This is a genomic window from Pseudomonadota bacterium, assembly GCA_016719885.1.
GTDB lineage: Bacteria > Pseudomonadota > Gammaproteobacteria.
The window spans coordinates 483,534-501,906 of sequence record JADJYF010000001.1 but is presented as its reverse complement, the minus strand read 5'-3'; the positions used below and the strand labels follow the sequence as shown (position 1 = coordinate 501,906).

Genomic DNA, 18,373 nt, shown 5'->3' with positions numbered 1-18,373 from the left:
GCGAGAGTGGCCTCGCGCCGCTCGATTGTACCCGAGGCTCAGTCGTCGTCGCGCCTCGTGCGCGGCGACCGGAGATTGTCAGCCCCGGCGACTGGCAGTAGAGTCGTTCGGCCGTCCGCGCGCGGGCTCGCAGCGCATGTGACGGCCCGCGCCAACGCCGGCGCGCCATGTCATGTCAGCCATCACCCGGGGAGAACGTTCATGGCTACCATCGCACGCGACGTCGTCACGTCCAGCAAGAGTTTAGCGCCCGCGCGCCCGACCCTGCGCCAGATGATCGCCGAGCGCGATCGCCTGACGGCCGAGACCGGCCACTACTGCGGCGTCACCGAGCTCACGCTACGAGATGCCGACCCCATCAAGTACGAACGCTTCTACGCCAAGCTGCACAGCGCGGTGTTGGCGGCGCGTGAATCGGCGCGCTTCGTCGCCGCCAGTCCCGGCTCGCGCGAGATGGGCGAATGCCTGTGGGGCATCGCCACGCCGGAGGGCGATACGCTGGCGGTGTCGCTGGGCTTCCTGTCCCACACCGTGATCTTCCCGGTGTCGGTGCGCTACATGGCCGAGCACGACTACGACGTCAACGACGGCATCGACGATGGCGATGTATACGCGGTCAGCGACGGGCTCACCGGCGGCGTGCCGCATCCCGGCGATTTCTATTCCTTCGTGCCGATCTGCGTCGATGGCGAAATCGTGGCGTGGGCCATCGGCATCAACCACCTCATGGAAAACGGCGCGCCGGTGGCGGGTTCGTGGGCGACCTTCGCGGTCGACACCTTCATGGACGGCCTGGTGTGTCCGCCCATGCGCACCGGTCGCAATCTCAAACAGGAATCCTGGTGGCGTGCGATCTGGGAGCGTCGCACCCGCGCCGCGACCATGAACATCCTCGATGACAAGATGCGCCTCGCCGGCTGCGCCATGGTGCATGCCGCAACCCACGCCCTCATCGAGGAATTCGGCATCGACTATTACAAGCGCGCCATTCGCGAGGTGATCGAGGAATCGCGGCGCATGGTGGTCGACAACATGCGCGACACCATGGTGCCCGGCACCTACAACGGCTGCGCGTTCCGGCTGGTCAAGTACAAGGGCCTGCAGCACGTATGGTCGCACGCCGACAAGAACACCCTCATCCACGTGCGCGGCAGCATCGAGCCCAATGAAAAGGGCTTGATGCTCGACGCCGAGGGCAGTTCGAAATGGGGCTACCACTCCTACAACGCCACGCCCGGCGGCGTCGACTGCGCGGTGTTCTTAGGCATGATCAATTCCTTCTCGCACAACACCAAGGTCACGGCCGGCATCGATCTCGCCGTACAGCGCCATTATCCCAAGGGCAGCATCTACAACCCCGACAACGAGTTCACCAGCAACGCCAACCTGTGGGCGCAGACCGTGGCGCTGAACAGCATCGGTTTCGGCGCGGTGAGTCGCGCCATGTTCGCGCGCGGCTACCTCGAGGAAGCGTTCACCGTCGACGGCAACTGGGGCGCGTTCCAGGGCCAGGGCACCACCGACGACGGCACCACCTACGGCTTCACCAACTTCGAATGGCTGGGCGGCACCGGCCGCGGCGCGTGGTGTTACAAGGACGGTGAGCCGCTGGTGTGGGCGGCATGGTCGCAGATGGCGACGATCGGCGACGCCGAGGAATTCGAAAGCACCATCCCGCCCTTGTTCTATCTCGGCCGCAAACTGCTGCCGGGGTATTTCGGCTACGGCAAGTACCGCGGCGGCCCCGGCAACTCGGCGGTGCACTGGTGCGTGCAGCCCGGCAAGCACATCGGTCTCACGCGCCCCAACGGCGGCTTGTCCTGCACGCCGTCGGTCGGCCTCGGCATGAGCGGCGCCTATCCCGGCCCCGGCAGCTTCATGATCTCGGCGCGCGACACCAACCTCGACGCGCTGATCGCCGAAGGCGAAACGCCACGCGACGCTCGCGAGCTGCTGGAGATGGTCGGTGACGGGCGTCTCACGGTCGACAACCTCGAGGTGTGGAAGACCGACTGCCCGGAACTCGCGCTCAAGAACAACGACTTGTTCGTCGATGCGGCCGGTTCGTCGGGCGGCTGGGGCGATCCGCTGGACCGCGATCCGTTGGCCGTGATCCGCGATCTCAACGACGGCACCTGTCCCGACTACGCCTTCGTGCATGCCATGCACGGCGTGGTGGCGAGCCAGGATGGCAATGGCCAGTGGCATCTCGATACGCAAGCGACGCTGGACAAGCGCGCGGCCTTGCGCAGCGGGCGCCTGGCCGAATCCATCCCCGCCGAACAATGGTGGCGCGAGGAACGCCGGCAGGTCGAAGCGCGCAACTTCGTGCCGGAAGTGACGGAAATGTACGGGCAGAGCCTGTCGTTCGCGAAGTTCCGCGACGAGTTCACGCGCTTCTGGCAACTGCCTGCCGATTTTTCCTGCGGGGAGGAATGAGCGATGAGCGACAACCATGCCGTCAGCCGTGAACTCATCGCGCAACTGGTCGATGGCACCATCGACCAGGACAACACCGAGCGCCTGCTGAAGATGCCGCGCAAGGACAAGGCGCGCTTCTTCAACTACATCGCCGTGTTGCAGGAGCGCGTGAAATGGTCGGAGCGCATCCTGCTGCGCATCGGCGATCATCTCTACATCGTCGCCAAGGCGCCGGGCATGCGCGTGGTGAAGTGCGAATGCGGCCACGAGTTCGGCGATTATCGCCACAACTGGAAGCTTGCCTGCCGCATCCGCTCGCGTAAGACGCTGGAAGAAATGGCGCAGGTGTTCGACCCCGCGCCCGCCGTGCCCGAGCCCGGCTGGCAGGAAGTGCGCGAGTTCTTCTGCCCCGCGTGCGCGACCCAGCACGCGGTGGAAGTGGTGGCGCCCGGCTACCCGGTGGTGATGGAACTGTTGCCGGATCTCGACAAGTTCTATCGCGAGTATCTCGGTCAGCCCTTGGCGGACGAGTCGCCGGACTGGTACCAGGACAGGACGGCGGAGGTCACGGCGCGCTGGGCTTGACGCGGCAAGGCGGCATGGACTTTCAATGTGGGTCCGACTTCAGTCGGACATCGGAGTCCAGGCGCCACCGCCTCGGAAAATTGTGGATGTCCGACTGAAGTCGGACCCACAGAAGATTTGATTCAAGGGGAGATCACCATGAGCAGCACCGCTGCTTCCGTTACGGGCGCGCGCGACTTCATCCTCGCGCTGGACGCCGGTGGCACCATGACCGACGCCATCCTGGTCAAGCCCGACGGCACGTTCACGGTCGGCAAGTCCATCAGCCGCAAGGAAGACCAGGCCTTGTCCTATCGTGAATCGGTCGCCGATGCCGCCCAGGCCTTGGGCCTCGACAGCGAGACCGTGCACCGCCAGTGTGGCGCCGACATCTACTGCGGCACCGGCATGCTGAACACCATCCTGACCGGCAGCGGCCGCAAGGTCGGCCTGATGGTGACGCGCGGTTTCGACGACATCACCGTCATGGAAGGCGGGCTCACCTACCTCGGCCAGAGCCAGGCCGAGGGTCTGCACCAGCAATTGCACAAGCACACGCGGCCGCTGGTCGACCCGCGCAACGTGGTGACGGTGAGCGAACGCATGGGCGGCGGCTGCTACCAGGGCAATATCCATCTGCCTGCCGGGCACACCCTGATCCCGGTGAACGAACGCCAGGTGCGCGAAGGTGCGCACAAGCTGCTGGATGCCGGCTGCGAAGTCATCGGCATCCTGTTCCTGTTCTCCTTCGTCGACCCGCGCCACGAGCACCAGGCACGCGACATCGTGCAGGCGATCGTCGCCGCGCGCGGCCTCGACGTGCCGGTGGTGTGCTCGGCCGACGTCGCGCCGGTGGCCAAGGAGAACAGCCGCCTCAAGAGTCTCCTGTTCCAGTGCTTCGCGGCCGAGAAGGTGCGCGGCGCGCTGCTCGACGTCGAACGCGAGGCGCAGGCCAGCGGCTTCAATGGTCGCCTGCTGACGCTGTTGTCCTATGGCGGCGCGGTCAACATGGATTACCCGCGCCTCTACGAGACCATGATTTCTGGGCCCATCGGCGGCCTCATCGGCGCGCAGTTCATCGCCCATGAACTCGGCCTCAGCAACATCGTGACCGCCGACATGGGCGGCACGAGTTTCGACGTCGGCCTGTTGGTCGATGGCCGCATCGGTATCGCCAAGAGCGCCGACATCGCCGGCCATCGCCTCGCCCTGCCGATGGTGCAACTCGATTCGGCCGGCAACGGCGCCGGCAGCGTGGTGTGGCTGGACGAATACAAGCGGCTCCACGTCGGTCCGGAATCGGCCGGTGCCAAGGTCGGCATCTGCTACCAGTACGACCGCCTGACCGTGACCGACATCAACGTCGCGCTCGGTTATGTCGACCCGGATTACTTCCTCGGCGGCCAGATCAGGCTCGATCGCGAGCGCGCGCTCGAAGCGCTGCGCGAAACCATCGCCGAACCGCTCGGCCTCGACGTCTACGCGGCCGGCGCCGGCGTGCTCGGCATCATCAATGCCGAGATGAACGACCTGCTCCGCACCATGGTCGCGGCCAAGGGCTACGACACCCACGATTTCACCATGCTCTACTACGGCGGCGCCGGCCCGGTGCACATGTACGGCTTCGCCGAGGGCATCGAGTTCAAGGACGTCATCACGCTGCCGTGGGCAGCCGGGTTCTCGGCTTTCGGCGCGGCCTGCGCCGAATACATGCATCGCTACGATCGCGGCCTGCGCGTGCTCATCCCGGGCAATGCCTCGGACGCCGACAAGCAGGCCACTGCCCATGAAATCGACCGCGCGTGGCGCGAACTCGAAGCCGAGGCGCGGCGTGAAATGGCCGACGAAGGCGTGGATCCCGCCACGGTCACGTTCCGCTACGGCGTGTCGGCGCGTTACATCGGCCAGATCGAAAGTTTCGAGACTGCCCTCGGCAATGGCGAGATGAACGGCCCGGCCGACATCCAGCGCATGATTGACGCCTTCGAGACCATGTATTCCAAGGTCTACCCGGAGGGCGCCAAGTTCAGCGGCGCCGGTTATTCACTGACGACCGTCAACCTCGAAGCCATCGCGCCCAAGCCGCAGCCCAAGCTGCGCCGCTACGAGGTGGCCGGTGCCACGCCAAGCGCCGCGGCTTACGTCGGCACGCGCGAGGTCTACCACAAGGACGGTTGGTTGCCGTTCAAGATCTACGAGATGGTGGAACTCGCGCCGGGCAATGTCATCGCCGGCCCGGCCATCATTCGCGACCCGATGACCACGGTGGTCATTCCGCCGGCGCGCGAGATGTGGATAGACGCCTACAAGATCCTGCATTACCGCTGATATTGACGAACACAAGGGAAACGCCATGAAACTCGCAACCTTCACCCACGCCGGACGCACGCGCATCGGCCGCGTGGATGGCGATCGCATTGTCGATCTCACCGCCGCCGGCCTGCCCGGCGACATGCTCGGCCTGCTCGAAGGCGGCGCCGAACTCATGCAGCGCGCCGCCGCCGCCAGCGGCGCCAGCCTGGCCTCGCCGACGTCACGCTGAGCGCGCCGGTGCTGCGGCCGCCGAAGATCCTGGCGGTCGGCCTCAACTACAAGGACCACATCGAGGAAACCGGCCTCGAGACGCCCAAGTTCCCGATGTTCTTCAACAAGCAGTCGACCGCCGCGCATGGCCCCTACACGCCGTTTCACCTGCCGCGCGTATCGGACAAGCTCGATTACGAAGGCGAGCTCGGTTTCATCATCGGCCGTCGTTGCCGGCATGTGCCACGTGCCCGCGCCCATGAAGTGATCGCCGGCTTCACGGTGTGCAACGACGTCAGCGTGCGTGACTGGCAGATGCGCGCGCAAACCTTCACGCTCGGCAAGTCGTTCGACACCCACGCACCATTCGGCCCCTATCTCGTCACCAGCGATGAAGTCGGCGACCCGCATACCCTCGACTTGAAGACCTGGGTCAATGGCGAACTGCGACAGAACTCCAATACCCGCCACCTGGTGTTCGACTGCTATGAGCAGATTGAAACCCTGACCGCGGCCTTCACCTTGGAGCCGGGCGACCTGGTGCTGACCGGGACGCCGAGCGGCGTCGGCATCGGCTTCGACCCCAAGCGCTTCCTCAAGGCAGGCGACGTGGTGCGCATCGAAATCGCCAAGCTCGGACACATCGAAAACGCGGTGGTCGCCGAACCGGCCGATACCGACCGCATCTGAGCGCCGCGCCGACGCTTGCCCCGGCAGCGGGGCGAGCGTCGTCTCGCGCCGCCATCGCGCGGCCAGGGGTGCGCCAAGTCACGCAATTTTCCGTTGCTGTCGCGTTTTGGCACGTCTATGATGGAATCAAACGCGCAAAGCGTTGATTCAAGAAACCGAGGGGTTCTGCTGAACTTGAGAGCTCGCGATGGCATGCCGGAGGGGGAGACGTCCGCCGTGGAGCGGGCCGAAGCCGCATCCAATCTCGAAGCGAGCCGCAAAGAATAGCTATCGCATCGTTGTTGACCTTTGCCTTGAACCGTCCGCCCTACTTCGATTGCCTTGCCCTCCGCGCCGCCCACGGCGCGTGCTCCTATTACCGCAACTGCTCGCAGGAGTGCGTCCGTTGCTGATTGCCCGGCCTCATGTGTCGCCTGTCCATGGCGCCGCCTTCACTGCCGCCGGCCACGTTTCCCGCATCACAAAGTCCCCTGCTCCCATGCCGTCGGCAGGCGACCATAAAGACCCTGTGCGGCATGTTCCATGAGGCAATGAAGTATGGATATCTACGTCGGTAATCTTTCCTATGACATCACCGCCGAAGAGCTGCGCGAAGCATTCGAGCAGCACGGCGAGGTGACCAGCGCCAAAATCGTCATGGATCGCGAAACCGGTCGCTCCAAGGGATTTGGTTTCGTTGAAATGCCCAACCAGTCGGAAGGCAGCGCCGCCATCGCGGAATTGAACGGCGCCATGCTCAAGGGGCGCACCGCGCGCGTCAACGAAGCGCGTCCGCGCGAAGCGCGCCCGCCGCGACGCTGATTGGCGTCCCGGCCCCGCGGTGCCACGGCACCGCGCAGCCGGCCGGCGCGTCTCGAGCGCTTTCGGTTGCCGCGCTGACGACGACCGCAAGCGCTCAGCGGTCCTCTATCAAGGGCTTGACCTCGTCGATCACGCGACGCGTCTGGTCAAGCATGTCCTGCTCGTTTTCCGCTATGGGAAACAGCACGAACTTCGAGGCGCCCACCGCCACGTATTCACGCAGGCGCGCCGTCAGCTCGGCGGTGCTGCCGATGCAGAACAGCGGATTGACGTCGATGTTCTCGCCGATACCGGTGCGCTTGACGAACGGCGAATTGCGCACCGCCGCGTCGTCGGCGCTGCCAATGCGAAATGCCAGCGAGGTGCCGTAATGATCGTCGTCGATACGCCGGCCGAGCCTGGCCGCCTCGGTCTTGATGCCGGCAATGGTCAGGCGCACCTCCTCGACGCTGGCGATACCGCCGATCCAGCCGGTGCCGAGCTTGGCGGTGCGCTTGACCGCGGCGTCGCTGGTGCCACCTATCCATAGCGGCAGGGGCTGTTGTATCGGTCGTGGTGCGATGGTCGCATTGCGATACTGGAAGTAGCGCCCCTCGAACGTCACCGATTCTTCGCTCCACAGGCGCGCGATGAGCTCGAACATCTCGTTGGCGATGGAACCGCGATGCTCGGCGCTGCGGCCGGTGGCCGCCCACTCCGCGGCCTGCGGATAGCCGACGCCGAACATCGGCAACAGTCGACCATTGGACAGGTAGTCGATGGTGGCGCACTGCTTGGCCAGCACCAGCGGATCGCGCAGCGGCATGACTATCGCGTTCATGCCGAACTTGATCTTCTCCGTGCAACCGGCCAGCGCCGCCAGCGCGCTCAGGGACTCGAGATAGTTGTCGGTCGAGATCAGGCGGTCCGATTGCCACACCGAATCGACGCGATTGTTCTCCAGCAACTCCACCCAGCGGAAGAAGGCGCGCCCGTTGTCAAAAGGGTAATTGAGCAGGCCGAAGCCGATGCGTATCGCCATGGGATTTCTCGTTTTGTGAGTGGCCGACGCGCCGCTTCAGAATTCCATCGGCAGCTTGAAATGGGCGCCGAGGATGCGATCGCGATGGGCGAGCAGGATGGGCGAGATGGCCGCCTTCACGCTGGCGTCGATGTTCTCGAACATGGTGCGCGGTCCGGCCGCCACCGGACACAGGTCATCGGGCAGGATGTCCATGATCACGGAAAACGCCGCCCAGTAGAAATCGACCGCCGACAGGGCCTTGCCGACGAAGAACTCGCTGCCCTTGGCGCGCTGCGCTTCGAGCACCGAGGTCAGGAGATTCAGCATCGCGATCTGACGTTGATTGGCCGCCGCCAGGTCGCTTTCGTTATAGCCGTACTTGCGGCTCATGGCGGCGATGCCGGCCGGCGCCTGTCCCGACTGCATGGCCGGTTTGAACAGGCACAGGCGACGATTCCAGCCCAGACCGAGTTCGCCGCACAGCTCATGGCTCAATCCCAACAACTGCACGCGCTCGGCGGCGGCATCGGGCACCAGCGGACGTTGCGGCGCGAGGCGTTCGAGCAGGAACAGGATGTCGTTCCAGCGATTCATCGGACGCCCGTCGTTCCACGCCACCACCGGCCCGCTGTTGACGCCGGCCCAGGCCACCAGATCCGCATTCTCGGCGCCGGGCACCTGGGGCGCGACCGCGAATTCGAGCCCCTTGTATTCCATCATCGCTTTCACCGCCTGGCCCCACGGACTCGGCGCACCTTGCACCAGCACCAGGCGCAGGCCCGGCCGTTTGATCAATTCAGCAACGCTCACGAACTTCATGACTTCCCCGCTTGGTCGGCGCGACGGTTCGCGCATTGGCTTTGCTATCCTACGATGACGCTCGCGCCGACGCGACCCGCAACTTGTTCCAATCACTGCCTGGACGGCCCGCCTCGCGATGCACGCACTTGCCCGACAGATCGCCAACGCCGCGTGCCCGGCCGTGGTCGCCACCGCGATGCGCTTCCTGCCTGCGCAACAACCACCGTGGACGCCGACCGGCATCGCGCTGCGCGCGGGCCAGCATTACACGCTGCTGGCCGCGGGGCGCGTCGACTGGTCCGAGCGCGTGCCGCACCTGCATGGCGGCGCCGGCTTTCACCTGTGGGCGCGTGTGAGTCCCGGTGGGCGCATCGTCAATCTCACGCGCGACAGCACGTCCTTCATCGCCGATTGCGATGGTGAGCTCGAGGTCGGGATCTATCTCGGCATGTGGCAGGACGCCTATGGTCGTCTCGACACGCCCGCCTCGGCCTACGCACGCCTGCGCGGCGGACTGGAAGTGTTGGTGCTGACCTGGCGCGACGACAGCGTCAGCGGACTCGAAGCATTGCATGGCGCTTGCCCGGCGCCGGCGCTCGCGGCGGAACTCGCGCGCCTGCGCCGCCCGGTGCGCGTGCCGGCCGACTGGCACTACCTCATCGAAACCGGCACCAGCGACATCTATCGTGATTGCTCCGATGGCGAACACGCGCGCATCTGTCTCGAGGCCAGCAATGACCAGGGCATCCTGCGCAAGGCGGTGGACTGGCCCCTGACGCCGGCCACCCGCCTCGCCTGGCGCTGGCGCCTGGACGCGCATCCGAGTCGCGTCGCGGAAGACAGCACCAGTACCCATGACTACGTCTCCATCGCCGCCGAATTCGACAACGGCCGCGATCTGACCTGGCTGTGGAGCAGTTGCCTGCCAATCGACCACTGGTTTGCCTGTCCGATCAAGGCATGGTCGGCGCGCGAGACCCATTACGTGGTGCGTACGGGCCTGGCCGATGCGGGGCGCTGGTGCGAGCAGGCGCGTGAGGTCTACGCCGACGTTGCAAGGACCATGGGGCCACCGCCCTCACGCATCGTGGCCATCTGGCTGATCTGCGTGGCGAGTTTTCAGCACGGCACGGCGCGTGCGAGTTTCGAGACCATAGAGCTCAGCGATGGCGGGCGCCACCTGGCGGTGCTGTAGCGGCGGCGCGCATGGCCTCAGGAAGCGTGGCCGAGACAGGGCCGTTCGAACGGCAGCACGGTCGCCATCGGACTCGATTCGAAGCCTCCCGCCAGGTGCGCATGGCCGCGATACTCGCAGGTGTACACCGCGCCCGGCCCCAGCGCCATCGACAGGAAACGCAGGGTCATGGGCGCGCGTCTTTGCAGCACGTTATGGCGCGGGATGCGCACTTCCATGAGCGGCGCGGCGGCGCCGAAGGTGAATCGACCGACGCCGCGGATCAGGGTGTGGTCACTGTGATTGGCGATGGTCGATGAGCGCAGCAGCCCGGCGCCGATGTGGGTGCCGAGCTCGCCGTCGAGCGCGTAGAAATCAACCGTCAGCAGCGCGTAGGAACGCAGCGTGTCGATGTCGAGCATGACTTCCACGCGGTAATCATCGCCGAGGCCCGCATAGCTGCCGCTCAAGGGCCACATCGCGACGGGCAACATCGGGCGCTTGATGACGGTCGGTTTCGTGGTTGCCCCGGCGACCGGAACGGCGCCGCTGGCCAGGCTGGGATCGGATTGGTCCATGGTGCTCACCCTCGCTACGGCCGCGCCTGGCGCGGCCGTTGGATACGTCCCTGCGCCTGTCGGGCCCGCGGAGAGCTGACGGTCTGAAGGAAGGACCGGGTGAACCCGAGAATCCCTGCACAGGGTCACCCCATCACGCCGTCCCTGCCGGCAGATCCCTCTGCGCTCTTCCTCAGCCGGCCCTCTTGTCTGATGCGGGCACGACAGGCTGCATGGACGAACCATAACCGTGCGCCGCCCGCGGCACTGTGGCGCGCGGCATCACCGGGCTGTGCGCAATTCACGTTTGCGCGGGTCGCTGTCCCCGCGCCATGTGACGCAGCGCGTCGCGGTGACGTCGGCTTGGGCAGCGATGTGGACACGGCACGGCCGCGCGCGGCGTCAAACACCACGCGCGGTGTCGACAGTGGGAACGCTCAGCCCGGCGCCAGCGCCTCCAGCAGCGGCCAATGCCAGTGCGTCGACATGGCGCTGCCCGGCGAATAGTCCTCGTCGGGATTGCATGGGTAGAGCACCACGTGGCTGGCGCCCGCGGCGTAGTACTTGGTGAGACGCGCGCGAATGGTGGCGGCATCGCCCCACGCGCAGATTGCATCGATCAGGCGGTCACTGCCGCCGTTGCTCCAATCGGCGGGCTCGAATCCCAGCCGCCCCCAGGCTTCGTGATAGGGCGGCAAGGACAGGTAGAACGCACAGGCGCGGCGCGCGAGGGCGCGGGCCTTGGCGGCATCGGTCTCCAGCACGCAGCGCACCACCACGTGCAAGTCCTGGGTGGGCTGCAGCAGTTCACGCGCCTGGCGCAAGGCCTCCAGCGGCTGCAGGAACAGGAAGGCGCCATCGGCAAGCGTGCTCGCCACCTTCAGCAGGCCCGGACCATGGCCGGCCACGATCACCGGCGCGGGCTGCGCGGCGCGCGGGCTCTCGATGGGCGCCGCGCGCAGACGTTCGAGATAGCCGCGCATCTTCGGCACCGGTCTCACCCACTGGTGTCCACGTGGCTCGACCAGCACGGGATGGGAGACGCCGAGGCCGAGCGTGAAGCGTCCGCCGGAAAATTCCGCCAGGGTGTTGGCCGCCTGCGCGGCGGAATCGGCATCGTGGGCGTAGACATTGGCAATGCCGCTCGAGACCTTGATGCGCTCGGTTTTCGCCAGCAGGAATCCGCAGGTGGCGAACGGCTCGCGGCCGGCAATCTCGGGCAGCCACAGTTCGTGATAGCCGAGACGCTCGAGGCGCTGCACGTGCCCGACGAGTTCGGCGCCGCGCGTGCCCTCGGTCCATTGCAACAAGCCCAGGGGTGCGCTCATGGTTGGTCTCCTCATGATGGAACGAAAGTGGCGGGATAGCGACAACGGGCGCCGCCGCCAGTGACGGCGCCCGCGCTGCGCGTGCTCAGGCCGCCTTGGCGATGGCCTGGTTGATGCGCGGCATGACCTCGCTCGCCATCAGGCTCATGGACTTCTTCATCGCGGCCTTGTCCTGCCAGTCATGGGCGGCATAGAGCAAGGTACCGAAGTCACCGATCTGGTCACGCAGCGCCAACACCTTGCGCGCCACGGTCTCGGGGCTGCCATGGATGATGCACGCATCACGAACCGCTTCGGCGGTGAGCTTGTCCGGATCGTCGCCCTTGTTGGCGACGAACGGCGCCTTGTAATGCGAGCGATCGAAAATCTTGAACAGGTACTGGTAGTAGTAATCGTAGGCGCCTTCGGATTTCTTGACGAAGGCCTCGGCCTCGGCATCGGAGTCGGCCACGTACACGCTGCGCGCCACGCGCCAGATGGCCGGGTCGGTGGCGTGACCGGCGGCCTTGGCCGCGGCCTCGTAGGTCGGCCAGTGCGTCTCGGCCGACCACGCGGCGATGAAGTTGGCGGTCACCGGGATGTAACCGCGCGTGCCGGCAAACGCCAACGAATCCGAATGCGGGCTCATGGCCGACACCGCCACCGGCGGATGCGGCTGCTGGAAAGGTTGCGGCACGTAGCCGAGGCGGATGTCGTGCTGGGTGAACTTCTCCATGTCGATGTTCCAGTACTTGCCCTTCAGCGTGTACGGCGGCTTGGTGGTCCACATCGCCAGCATCATGTCGAGGGCCTCGACCATCATCGCCTTGCGATCCTTGTCGACCACGTCGAACAGCGCGAAGTCCGACGACAGGCCGCCCGGCCCCACGCCCATGATGAAGCGGCCGTTGCTCAGATGATCGAACATCGCCGCCTGGCCGGCGCTGACCGCCGGATGGTATTGCGGCAGGCACATCACGCCGGTCGCCAGTTTGATCTGCTTGGTGCGCGCGATGAGATTGGCATGGAACATCAGCGGTGAAGTGATCTGCTCGACGGCGGACGAGTAGTGCTCGCCGATCCATGCTTCCGAGTAGCCCAACTGGTCGGCGTGGACGATGGCATCCGTGTCTTCCTCGAGCGTCTCGTGGTAATCCCTGTCGATGTGATGCAAAGGCATCATGAAATAGCCGAGCTTCATTGCCGTCCCCATGGGTGTTGAATTTCGAGGCACGCTAACTGGGGGGTATGGCAGTGTCAAGAAACCCGCCCCGCGGCTCGCGCGGCACTTGTCGGTACGAATTCATTCGCACATTCTTGCGCTCCCGGCACGCATTGATGCCGCGCATCCGACCCACACTATCGAGTAATCACGCGTCATGGTCGACCTCGCCACGCTTCGCAACGACATCAAGGTCCTGGCGTTCGACCAGTACGGTACGGTGGTCGACATCCAGGGCGGACTGGTGGAGTTCGTCACGCCGTTTCTCGCCGCCAAGGCTTGGTCGGGCAAGCCAGATCAATTCGTCACCTGGTGGCGACGCACGCATTTCGAGAACTCCATGATCGATGCCTTGTGCGATCGCGGCCATACGCCCTATCGCGAGATCGGACGGCGCGCCGTCAGCCATACCATGGACCGTGCCGGCATCGTCTACAGCGACGACGAAGCACGCATGCTGGTGGCGGCCATTGAACGACTGCGGCCATTTCCCGAAGTGCCGGCGGCGCTCGCGCGCCTCGCCACGCGTTTCCGCCTGGCGATTCATTCCAATGGTGATGCCGACATGCTCGAGGCCGCCAAGCCCTATCTCGGTCATCGCTTCGACTGTACGATTTCGGTCGAGGACGCCGGTTACTTCAAGCCGCATCGCCACACCTACGAAAGCGCCGCGCGGCGACTCGGCGTGGCGCCGCACGAAGTACTGCACGTCGCCAACCATGCTTTCGATTGCATCGGCGCCTGTGCCGCCGGCATGCGCGCGGCATTCATCGACCGCCGCGGTCGACCTTACGGGCAGACGCCCCACCAGGCACATGTCACCGCGAAGTCGATGACCGAACTGGCCGACCTGCTGCTGGCCTGACACAATACTGCTCACTGTATAACCCTTAAAGCAACCAATCCGGGGAGATGACGATGGCGAAGAAAACCGCCCAAGGTTTGAATGTAGGTGTGTTCCAGGTGATGGCCGACATGCACAACGGCGATCCGGCCGTGATAGCCAAGTGCGCCGAAGACTGCGGTTTCTCATCCTACTGGGTGCCGGAACACACCGTGATTCCGGAGGGCTCGGCCGAGGTCTATCCCGGCAAGCAGGCCGATCAACCCGCGCCCGAATACCTGTTCAAGATGCCGGACCCGTTCATCGCCCTGGCGCGCGCCTCGGGCACCACCAAGACCATCGGTCTCGGCACCGGCGTGTCGCTGATCCCGGAGCGCAACCCGCTGTTGACCGCCAAGGAAGTGGCGAGCATCGATCATTATTCCGGCGGCCGCATGATGCTCGGCATCGGCGCCGGCTGGAACGAAGCCGAATGCCGCATCATGGGCGGCGATTTCGAACACCGCTGGAGCCAGACCAAGGAATCGATCGAGGTCATGAAGAAGCTGTGGAGCGGCGAGTACGTCGGCCACCAGGGCAAGTACTACAACTTCCCGCCGGTGATCTGCCTGCCGCGCCCGGCGCGTCGTCCGAATCCGCTGGTGCTGCTCGGTTCCATCGGCTCGCCGCTGGTGTTCAAGCGCACGGTCGAGTGGGGCGACGGCTGGCTGCCCTTCTCCGTTGACCTCACCGAGATCGCCAATGGCCGCGCGCAGTTGACCAAGCTCGCCAAGGCCGCAGGTCGCGATCCGGCCAGCATCGACGTGACCTTGTTCGCGCCCGATTCATTCTTCCGCAAGCCCGCCGAGCTCGCCGAGGTGGCGAAGTCCGGCGCCAACGGCGCGGTACTGTGGATCCAGAGCCAGAGCGAGGCCGACATCTGTGCGGAGCTGAAGGAGCTCGCCGCGCAGATTTTCCCGTAACGAGCGGCGGCCATCCTCGTTTGTGGGTCAGACTTCAGTCTGACATTCAAAGGACCTCGTTTCGAGTGCCTCGAGCAGGTGTCAGACTGAAGTCTGACCCACAGTGATTCGAGTCGGAGTTCCATCCGTGTCCTACCGCCACCTCACCATCGACAAGCGCGATCACATCGCGCTCGTCACGCTCAACCGGCCCGAGCGCGCCAATGCGCTCAACTTCGAACATCTTTCGGAGTTGGAGCATTGCGCGCTGTCGTTCCGTGAGGACGCCGACACGTGTGTCGTGATCTTCACCGGCGCCGGCCGGCATTTTTCCTCGGGCGCCGATCTCGTCGACTTTCCCGATGAACTCACCCAGCCGCTGGTGGTGCGGCGGCGGCGCTTTCGCATCGGCGAGCGCGCGCTGCACGCGATGCTGGGCATCGACCAGATCACCATCGCGGCCTGGAACGGCGGGGCGCTGGGCGGCGGCGCCTGCCTGGTGACGGCGGCCGATTTCCGTATCGGCGACTCGAACTGCTTCATCCAGTACCCCGAAATCGACCTTGGCATGAATCTCATGTGGCAAAGCCTGCCGTTGACCGTGCACCTGCTCGGGCCGACCCGCGCCAAGCGCCTGGTGATCGGCGGCGAGCGTGTGCACGCGCCAACGCTGCTCGAATGGGGCTTGCTGGAAGAGGTGGCGGCGCCCGCCGAACTCCTCGACAGGGCGCGCGCGTTTGCCGCCACCTATGTCAACAAGTCGCCGATTGCCGCGCAGATGATCAAGCGCAGCGTCAACCAGGTGATGGGCGCGCTGGACCGCGCGCTCATGCACATGGATGCCGATCAGAATCTGCTCACCCATACCAGCGCCGACCAGAAAGCCGCGGCCGCGGCCTACGCGGCCAAGACCGAGCCGCGCTTCAGCGGCGATTGACTGTCACGCACCCAGCGCGCCGTGTGCGGCGCGCTGGGTGCATCGCCGGTGCGCATCGAAAGCCCATGCCATTGTCGCGACGCTCCCTTGCCGCGCTCGTCCTGCTGTCGCTCATCTGGGGATACAGCTGGGTGTTGCTCAAGCTCGGTGGTCTGGATGCCGGCCCCTTCACTTTCGCCGGGCTGCGCACCTTGCTGGGCGGCCTGTGCCTGCTCATCAGCCTGCCGCTGAGCGGGCGCTCCGCGCGCCTCGTGCGCGGCTGGGAAGTGTTGTGCCTGGGCCTCGTCACCACCACCGCCTCGGTCGGCTGCTCGCAGATGGCGCTGGTCAGCGGCGCAGCCAATCGCACGTCGATCCTCATGTACACCATGCCCTTCATGACCTTGTTGCTGGCCTGGGCGACGCTCGGCGAGAAAGTGCGGGTGCGCAGTGGCTCGCCATCGCCAGCGCGCTGGCCGGCCTGTTGACGGTGGTGCAACCGTGGTCCGGTCATGGCCAGTTGCTGTCGCAGGTGCTGGTGTTGTTCGCCGCGCTGTTCTGGTCGCTGAGCGCTGTGATGACCAAGCGCATGCTTGCGCGCGGGCCCTTGGACCTGCTGTCCATGACCGCATGGCAGATGACCTTGGGATCGCTGGTCTTGCTGGCCATCGCCTGGCTGCGTCACGAGCCCGCGCCGCTATGGACGCCGCGCTTCATGACAGTGCTGGCGGTGACCAGCATGGTATCCACCGGCTTCGGCTGGTACCTGTGGGCGTGGTTGCTGAATCGCCTGCCGGCGGGCATGGCGAGCATGATGACCCTGATGGTGCCGGTCATCGCCGTGGCCGCGACCTCGCTGCAACTCGGCGAGCCCTTGCTCGCCAGCGACCTGCTCGGCATGTCGCTGATCGTGCTCGGTCTCGTGATCTTGAGCTGGCGCGCCATTGTCCGCCATCGCGCCGACACGCGCGCCGACACGCCGGAGTAGTCAGCGCCCCGACTGTCGGGGCCCTGGGGTATTCTGGCGTGCAGCCACCACCGCCCAGGAGTTCCAGGCATGCCCTCGTCCCCCGCCATCGCGCCCGACACGCGCTTCTTCGGCCATCCTCGCGCCTTGGGCACGCTGTTCTTCACCGAACTGTGGGAGCGGTTCAGCTACTACGGCATGCGCGCCATCCTCATCCTGTTCATGACCGCGCCGCTGGACGCCGGCGGCCTTGGCTTCGATGTCGGCAGCGCCGGCGCAGTCTACGGCCTGTATACCGGCATGGTGTATCTCGCCTGCCTGCCGGGCGGCTGGCTGGCCGACCGCGTGCTGGGTGCGCGCCGTGCGACCTTGGGCGGTGGCGTCATCATCATGCTGGGCCACGTCTGTCTCGCGCTGCCCGTCACCAGCAGTTTCTACCTGGGCCTGGCGCTGATCGTCATCGGCACGGGCTTGTTGAAGCCCAATGTCAGCACCCTCGTCGGTCACCTCTACGCAGCGGACGACCAACGGCGCGATGCCGGCTTTTCGATTTATTACATGGGCATCAACAGCGGCGCCTTCCTCGCGCCGCTGGTGTGCGGAGCGCTGGCACAGGGTGACGGTTTTCGTGAGTTCCTGGCCAGCCATGACATCGACCCTCGCCTGGCCTGGCATTTCGGGTTCGGCGCGGCGGCGCTGGGCATGGCGCTCGGTCTTGTGAGCTATTGGCGCGGCGCCGCACATTTCGGTGCCGCCGGCTCGCCACCTCCGGCTTGCGCCGCACGCGACCTGGCCGTGCAACGGGCGGGCCGGGGCGCGATGGTGTTGATGGTGATGGCTGCGCTCGGCGCGTGGCTGGTGATGAACGGCCATCTCGCCATCAGCGCAGAGACGCTCGGCAATATCTTCGGCGTGTTGCTGCTCGCCATCACCATCGGGTTCTTCACCTGGATCTTCACTCGCAGCGACTGGAGTGCGGAAGAACGCCAGCGCCTGTGGCTGGTGCTGGCCCTGTTCCTCGGCGCAACCGCGTTCTGGTCGCTGTACGAACAAGGCGGCTCGACGCTCAACCTGTTTGCCGAACGCAATACCGACACCCGGCTGTTCGGCTTCGACTTTCCGGCGAGTTGGATGCAGTCCTTGAACCCCATCTACATCATCTGCGGACTGGCGCCGGCCTTCGCCTGGTTGTGGCCGCGGCTTGGCCGCCACGAGCCGTCGAGCCCGGCCAAGTTCGCCATCGGACTCGCGTTCATGGCGGCCGGTTACGCACTCATGATCGGCGCCGGCAGCCTTGCGCAAACCGGCGTGAAAGTAAGTCCGCTGTGGCTGGCGGCGATGTACTTCCTGCACACGCTCGGCGAGATGTGCCTGAGCCCGGTCGGTTTGTCGGCCATGACACGCCTCGCACCGGCGCGCATCGCGAGCCTGACCATGGGCGTGTGGTTCCTGGCGAGTTCGATAGGGTCTTATCTCGGCGGGCGCGTGGCCGGACTGTACGACAGTCTCGGCCTTGCCCAGATTTTCGCTGCGCTGACGCTGTTCGCGCTGGTGGCAACGGTGGTGATGGCGCTGTTGGCCAAACCGCTGCAGAGGATGCTCAAGGAACCTGCAGGCGGCTGAACTCCGCTCGGCCGCCTGG

16 protein-coding genes and 1 pseudogene are annotated in these 18,373 nt (G+C 65.6%); 12 read left to right on the top strand and 5 right to left on the bottom strand.

Going from position 1 to position 18,373, the window contains the following annotated elements:
• Window positions 1-201 precede the first annotated feature (201 nt).
• The 5 genes and pseudogenes from IPM80_02265 (at window position 202) to IPM80_02245 (ending at window position 6,999) form a co-directional block, all read left to right on the top strand.
• The gene (locus IPM80_02265) at window positions 202-2,439 is read left to right on the top strand and encodes a hydantoinase B/oxoprolinase family protein (protein MBK8957269.1); all 2,238 of its coding nucleotides are present in this window, start codon (window positions 202-204) and stop codon (window positions 2,437-2,439) included.
• A 3-nt stretch (window positions 2,440-2,442) separates the two neighbouring features.
• Complete coding sequence (locus IPM80_02260) at window positions 2,443-3,006, top strand: acetone carboxylase subunit gamma (GenBank protein ID MBK8957268.1); 564 nt, start codon at window positions 2,443-2,445, stop codon at window positions 3,004-3,006.
• A gap of 138 nt (window positions 3,007-3,144) precedes the next feature.
• Window positions 3,145-5,313: a hydantoinase/oxoprolinase family protein gene (locus IPM80_02255; protein ID MBK8957267.1), complete on the top strand. Its 2,169-nt coding sequence runs from the start codon at window positions 3,145-3,147 to the stop codon at window positions 5,311-5,313.
• Window positions 5,314-5,338: 25 nt separating this feature from the next.
• Window positions 5,339-6,198: pseudogene (locus IPM80_02250) on the top strand (fumarylacetoacetate hydrolase family protein).
• A 537-nt stretch (window positions 6,199-6,735) separates the two neighbouring features.
• Entirely contained in the window at window positions 6,736-6,999 is a 264-nt protein-coding gene (locus IPM80_02245; GenBank protein ID MBK8957266.1) for an RNA-binding protein, read from the top strand.
• Between the two features lie 94 nt (window positions 7,000-7,093).
• Here IPM80_02245 and IPM80_02240 read toward each other — a convergent pair whose 3' ends face one another.
• Window positions 7,094-8,020, bottom strand: coding sequence for an LLM class flavin-dependent oxidoreductase (locus tag IPM80_02240; protein MBK8957265.1), 927 nt, complete (start codon window positions 8,018-8,020; stop codon window positions 7,094-7,096).
• 36 nt (window positions 8,021-8,056) lie between these two features.
• Window positions 8,057-8,821 (bottom strand): hypothetical protein, encoded by a 765-nt coding sequence (locus IPM80_02235; protein ID MBK8957264.1) that lies wholly within the window; start codon window positions 8,819-8,821, stop codon window positions 8,057-8,059.
• Window positions 8,822-8,939: 118 nt separating this feature from the next.
• Between IPM80_02235 and IPM80_02230 the strand changes: the two genes are divergently transcribed.
• Window positions 8,940-9,998: a DUF3047 domain-containing protein gene (locus tag IPM80_02230; protein MBK8957263.1), complete on the top strand. Its 1,059-nt coding sequence runs from the start codon at window positions 8,940-8,942 to the stop codon at window positions 9,996-9,998.
• A gap of 17 nt (window positions 9,999-10,015) precedes the next feature.
• Here the strand turns inward: IPM80_02230 and IPM80_02225 are convergent, their stop codons facing one another.
• The 3 genes from IPM80_02225 to IPM80_02215 all read right to left on the bottom strand — a co-directional run bounded on the left by IPM80_02225 (window position 10,016) and on the right by IPM80_02215 (window position 13,054).
• The gene (locus IPM80_02225; protein MBK8957262.1) at window positions 10,016-10,555 is read right to left on the bottom strand and encodes a hypothetical protein; all 540 of its coding nucleotides are present in this window, start codon (window positions 10,553-10,555) and stop codon (window positions 10,016-10,018) included.
• A gap of 416 nt (window positions 10,556-10,971) precedes the next feature.
• Window positions 10,972-11,862 carry an LLM class flavin-dependent oxidoreductase gene (locus tag IPM80_02220; protein ID MBK8957261.1) on the bottom strand — a complete coding sequence of 297 codons (891 nt, stop codon included), beginning with the start codon at window positions 11,860-11,862 and terminating at the stop codon, window positions 10,972-10,974.
• An 85-nt stretch (window positions 11,863-11,947) separates the two neighbouring features.
• Window positions 11,948-13,054, bottom strand: coding sequence for an LLM class flavin-dependent oxidoreductase (locus tag IPM80_02215; GenBank protein ID MBK8957260.1), 1,107 nt, complete (start codon window positions 13,052-13,054; stop codon window positions 11,948-11,950).
• Between the two features lie 166 nt (window positions 13,055-13,220).
• Here IPM80_02215 and IPM80_02210 point away from each other — a divergent pair, with 166 nt between their 5' ends.
• The 6 genes from IPM80_02210 (at window position 13,221) to IPM80_02185 (ending at window position 18,354) form a co-directional block, all read left to right on the top strand.
• Window positions 13,221-13,928 carry a haloacid dehalogenase type II gene (locus tag IPM80_02210; protein ID MBK8957259.1) on the top strand — a complete coding sequence of 236 codons (708 nt, stop codon included), beginning with the start codon at window positions 13,221-13,223 and terminating at the stop codon, window positions 13,926-13,928.
• A 53-nt stretch (window positions 13,929-13,981) separates the two neighbouring features.
• Entirely contained in the window at window positions 13,982-14,869 is an 888-nt protein-coding gene (locus IPM80_02205; GenBank protein ID MBK8957258.1) for an LLM class F420-dependent oxidoreductase, read from the top strand.
• A 127-nt stretch (window positions 14,870-14,996) separates the two neighbouring features.
• The gene (locus tag IPM80_02200) at window positions 14,997-15,785 is read left to right on the top strand and encodes an enoyl-CoA hydratase/isomerase family protein (protein MBK8957257.1); all 789 of its coding nucleotides are present in this window, start codon (window positions 14,997-14,999) and stop codon (window positions 15,783-15,785) included.
• 65 nt (window positions 15,786-15,850) lie between these two features.
• Window positions 15,851-16,252: a DMT family transporter gene (locus IPM80_02195; GenBank protein MBK8957256.1), complete on the top strand. Its 402-nt coding sequence runs from the start codon at window positions 15,851-15,853 to the stop codon at window positions 16,250-16,252.
• On the top strand, window positions 16,249-16,752 hold the full coding sequence (locus IPM80_02190; GenBank protein ID MBK8957255.1) for a DMT family transporter: 504 nt from the start codon (window positions 16,249-16,251) through the stop codon (window positions 16,750-16,752). Before IPM80_02195 ends, IPM80_02190 begins: the two co-directional genes overlap by 4 nt.
• A 69-nt stretch (window positions 16,753-16,821) precedes the next feature.
• Window positions 16,822-18,354, top strand: a complete 1,533-nt coding sequence (locus IPM80_02185; protein MBK8957254.1) for a peptide MFS transporter — start codon at window positions 16,822-16,824, stop codon at window positions 18,352-18,354.
• The last annotated feature ends 19 nt before the right edge of the window (window positions 18,355-18,373 follow it).

Bases quoted from the DNA above. Each gene is read 5' to 3' on its own strand.
- IPM80_02265 (MBK8957269.1), top strand. From the start codon at position 202: ATGGCTACCATCGCACGCGACGTCGTCACGTCCAGCAAGAGTTTAGCG.
- IPM80_02260 (MBK8957268.1), top strand. From the start codon at position 2,443: ATGAGCGACAACCATGCCGTCAGCCGTGAACTCATCGCGCAACTGGTC.
- IPM80_02255 (MBK8957267.1), top strand. From the start codon at position 3,145: ATGAGCAGCACCGCTGCTTCCGTTACGGGCGCGCGCGACTTCATCCTC.
- IPM80_02245 (MBK8957266.1), top strand. From the start codon at position 6,736: ATGGATATCTACGTCGGTAATCTTTCCTATGACATCACCGCCGAAGAG.
- IPM80_02240 (MBK8957265.1), bottom strand. From the start codon at position 8,020: ATGGCGATACGCATCGGCTTCGGCCTGCTCAATTACCCTTTTGACAAC.
- IPM80_02235 (MBK8957264.1), bottom strand. From the start codon at position 8,821: ATGAAGTTCGTGAGCGTTGCTGAATTGATCAAACGGCCGGGCCTGCGC.
- IPM80_02230 (MBK8957263.1), top strand. From the start codon at position 8,940: ATGCACGCACTTGCCCGACAGATCGCCAACGCCGCGTGCCCGGCCGTG.
- IPM80_02225 (MBK8957262.1), bottom strand. From the start codon at position 10,555: ATGGACCAATCCGATCCCAGCCTGGCCAGCGGCGCCGTTCCGGTCGCC.
- IPM80_02220 (MBK8957261.1), bottom strand. From the start codon at position 11,862: ATGAGCGCACCCCTGGGCTTGTTGCAATGGACCGAGGGCACGCGCGGC.
- IPM80_02215 (MBK8957260.1), bottom strand. From the start codon at position 13,054: ATGGGGACGGCAATGAAGCTCGGCTATTTCATGATGCCTTTGCATCAC.
- IPM80_02210 (MBK8957259.1), top strand. From the start codon at position 13,221: ATGGTCGACCTCGCCACGCTTCGCAACGACATCAAGGTCCTGGCGTTC.
- IPM80_02205 (MBK8957258.1), top strand. From the start codon at position 13,982: ATGGCGAAGAAAACCGCCCAAGGTTTGAATGTAGGTGTGTTCCAGGTG.
- IPM80_02195 (MBK8957256.1), top strand. From the start codon at position 15,851: ATGCCATTGTCGCGACGCTCCCTTGCCGCGCTCGTCCTGCTGTCGCTC.
- IPM80_02185 (MBK8957254.1), top strand. From the start codon at position 16,822: ATGCCCTCGTCCCCCGCCATCGCGCCCGACACGCGCTTCTTCGGCCAT.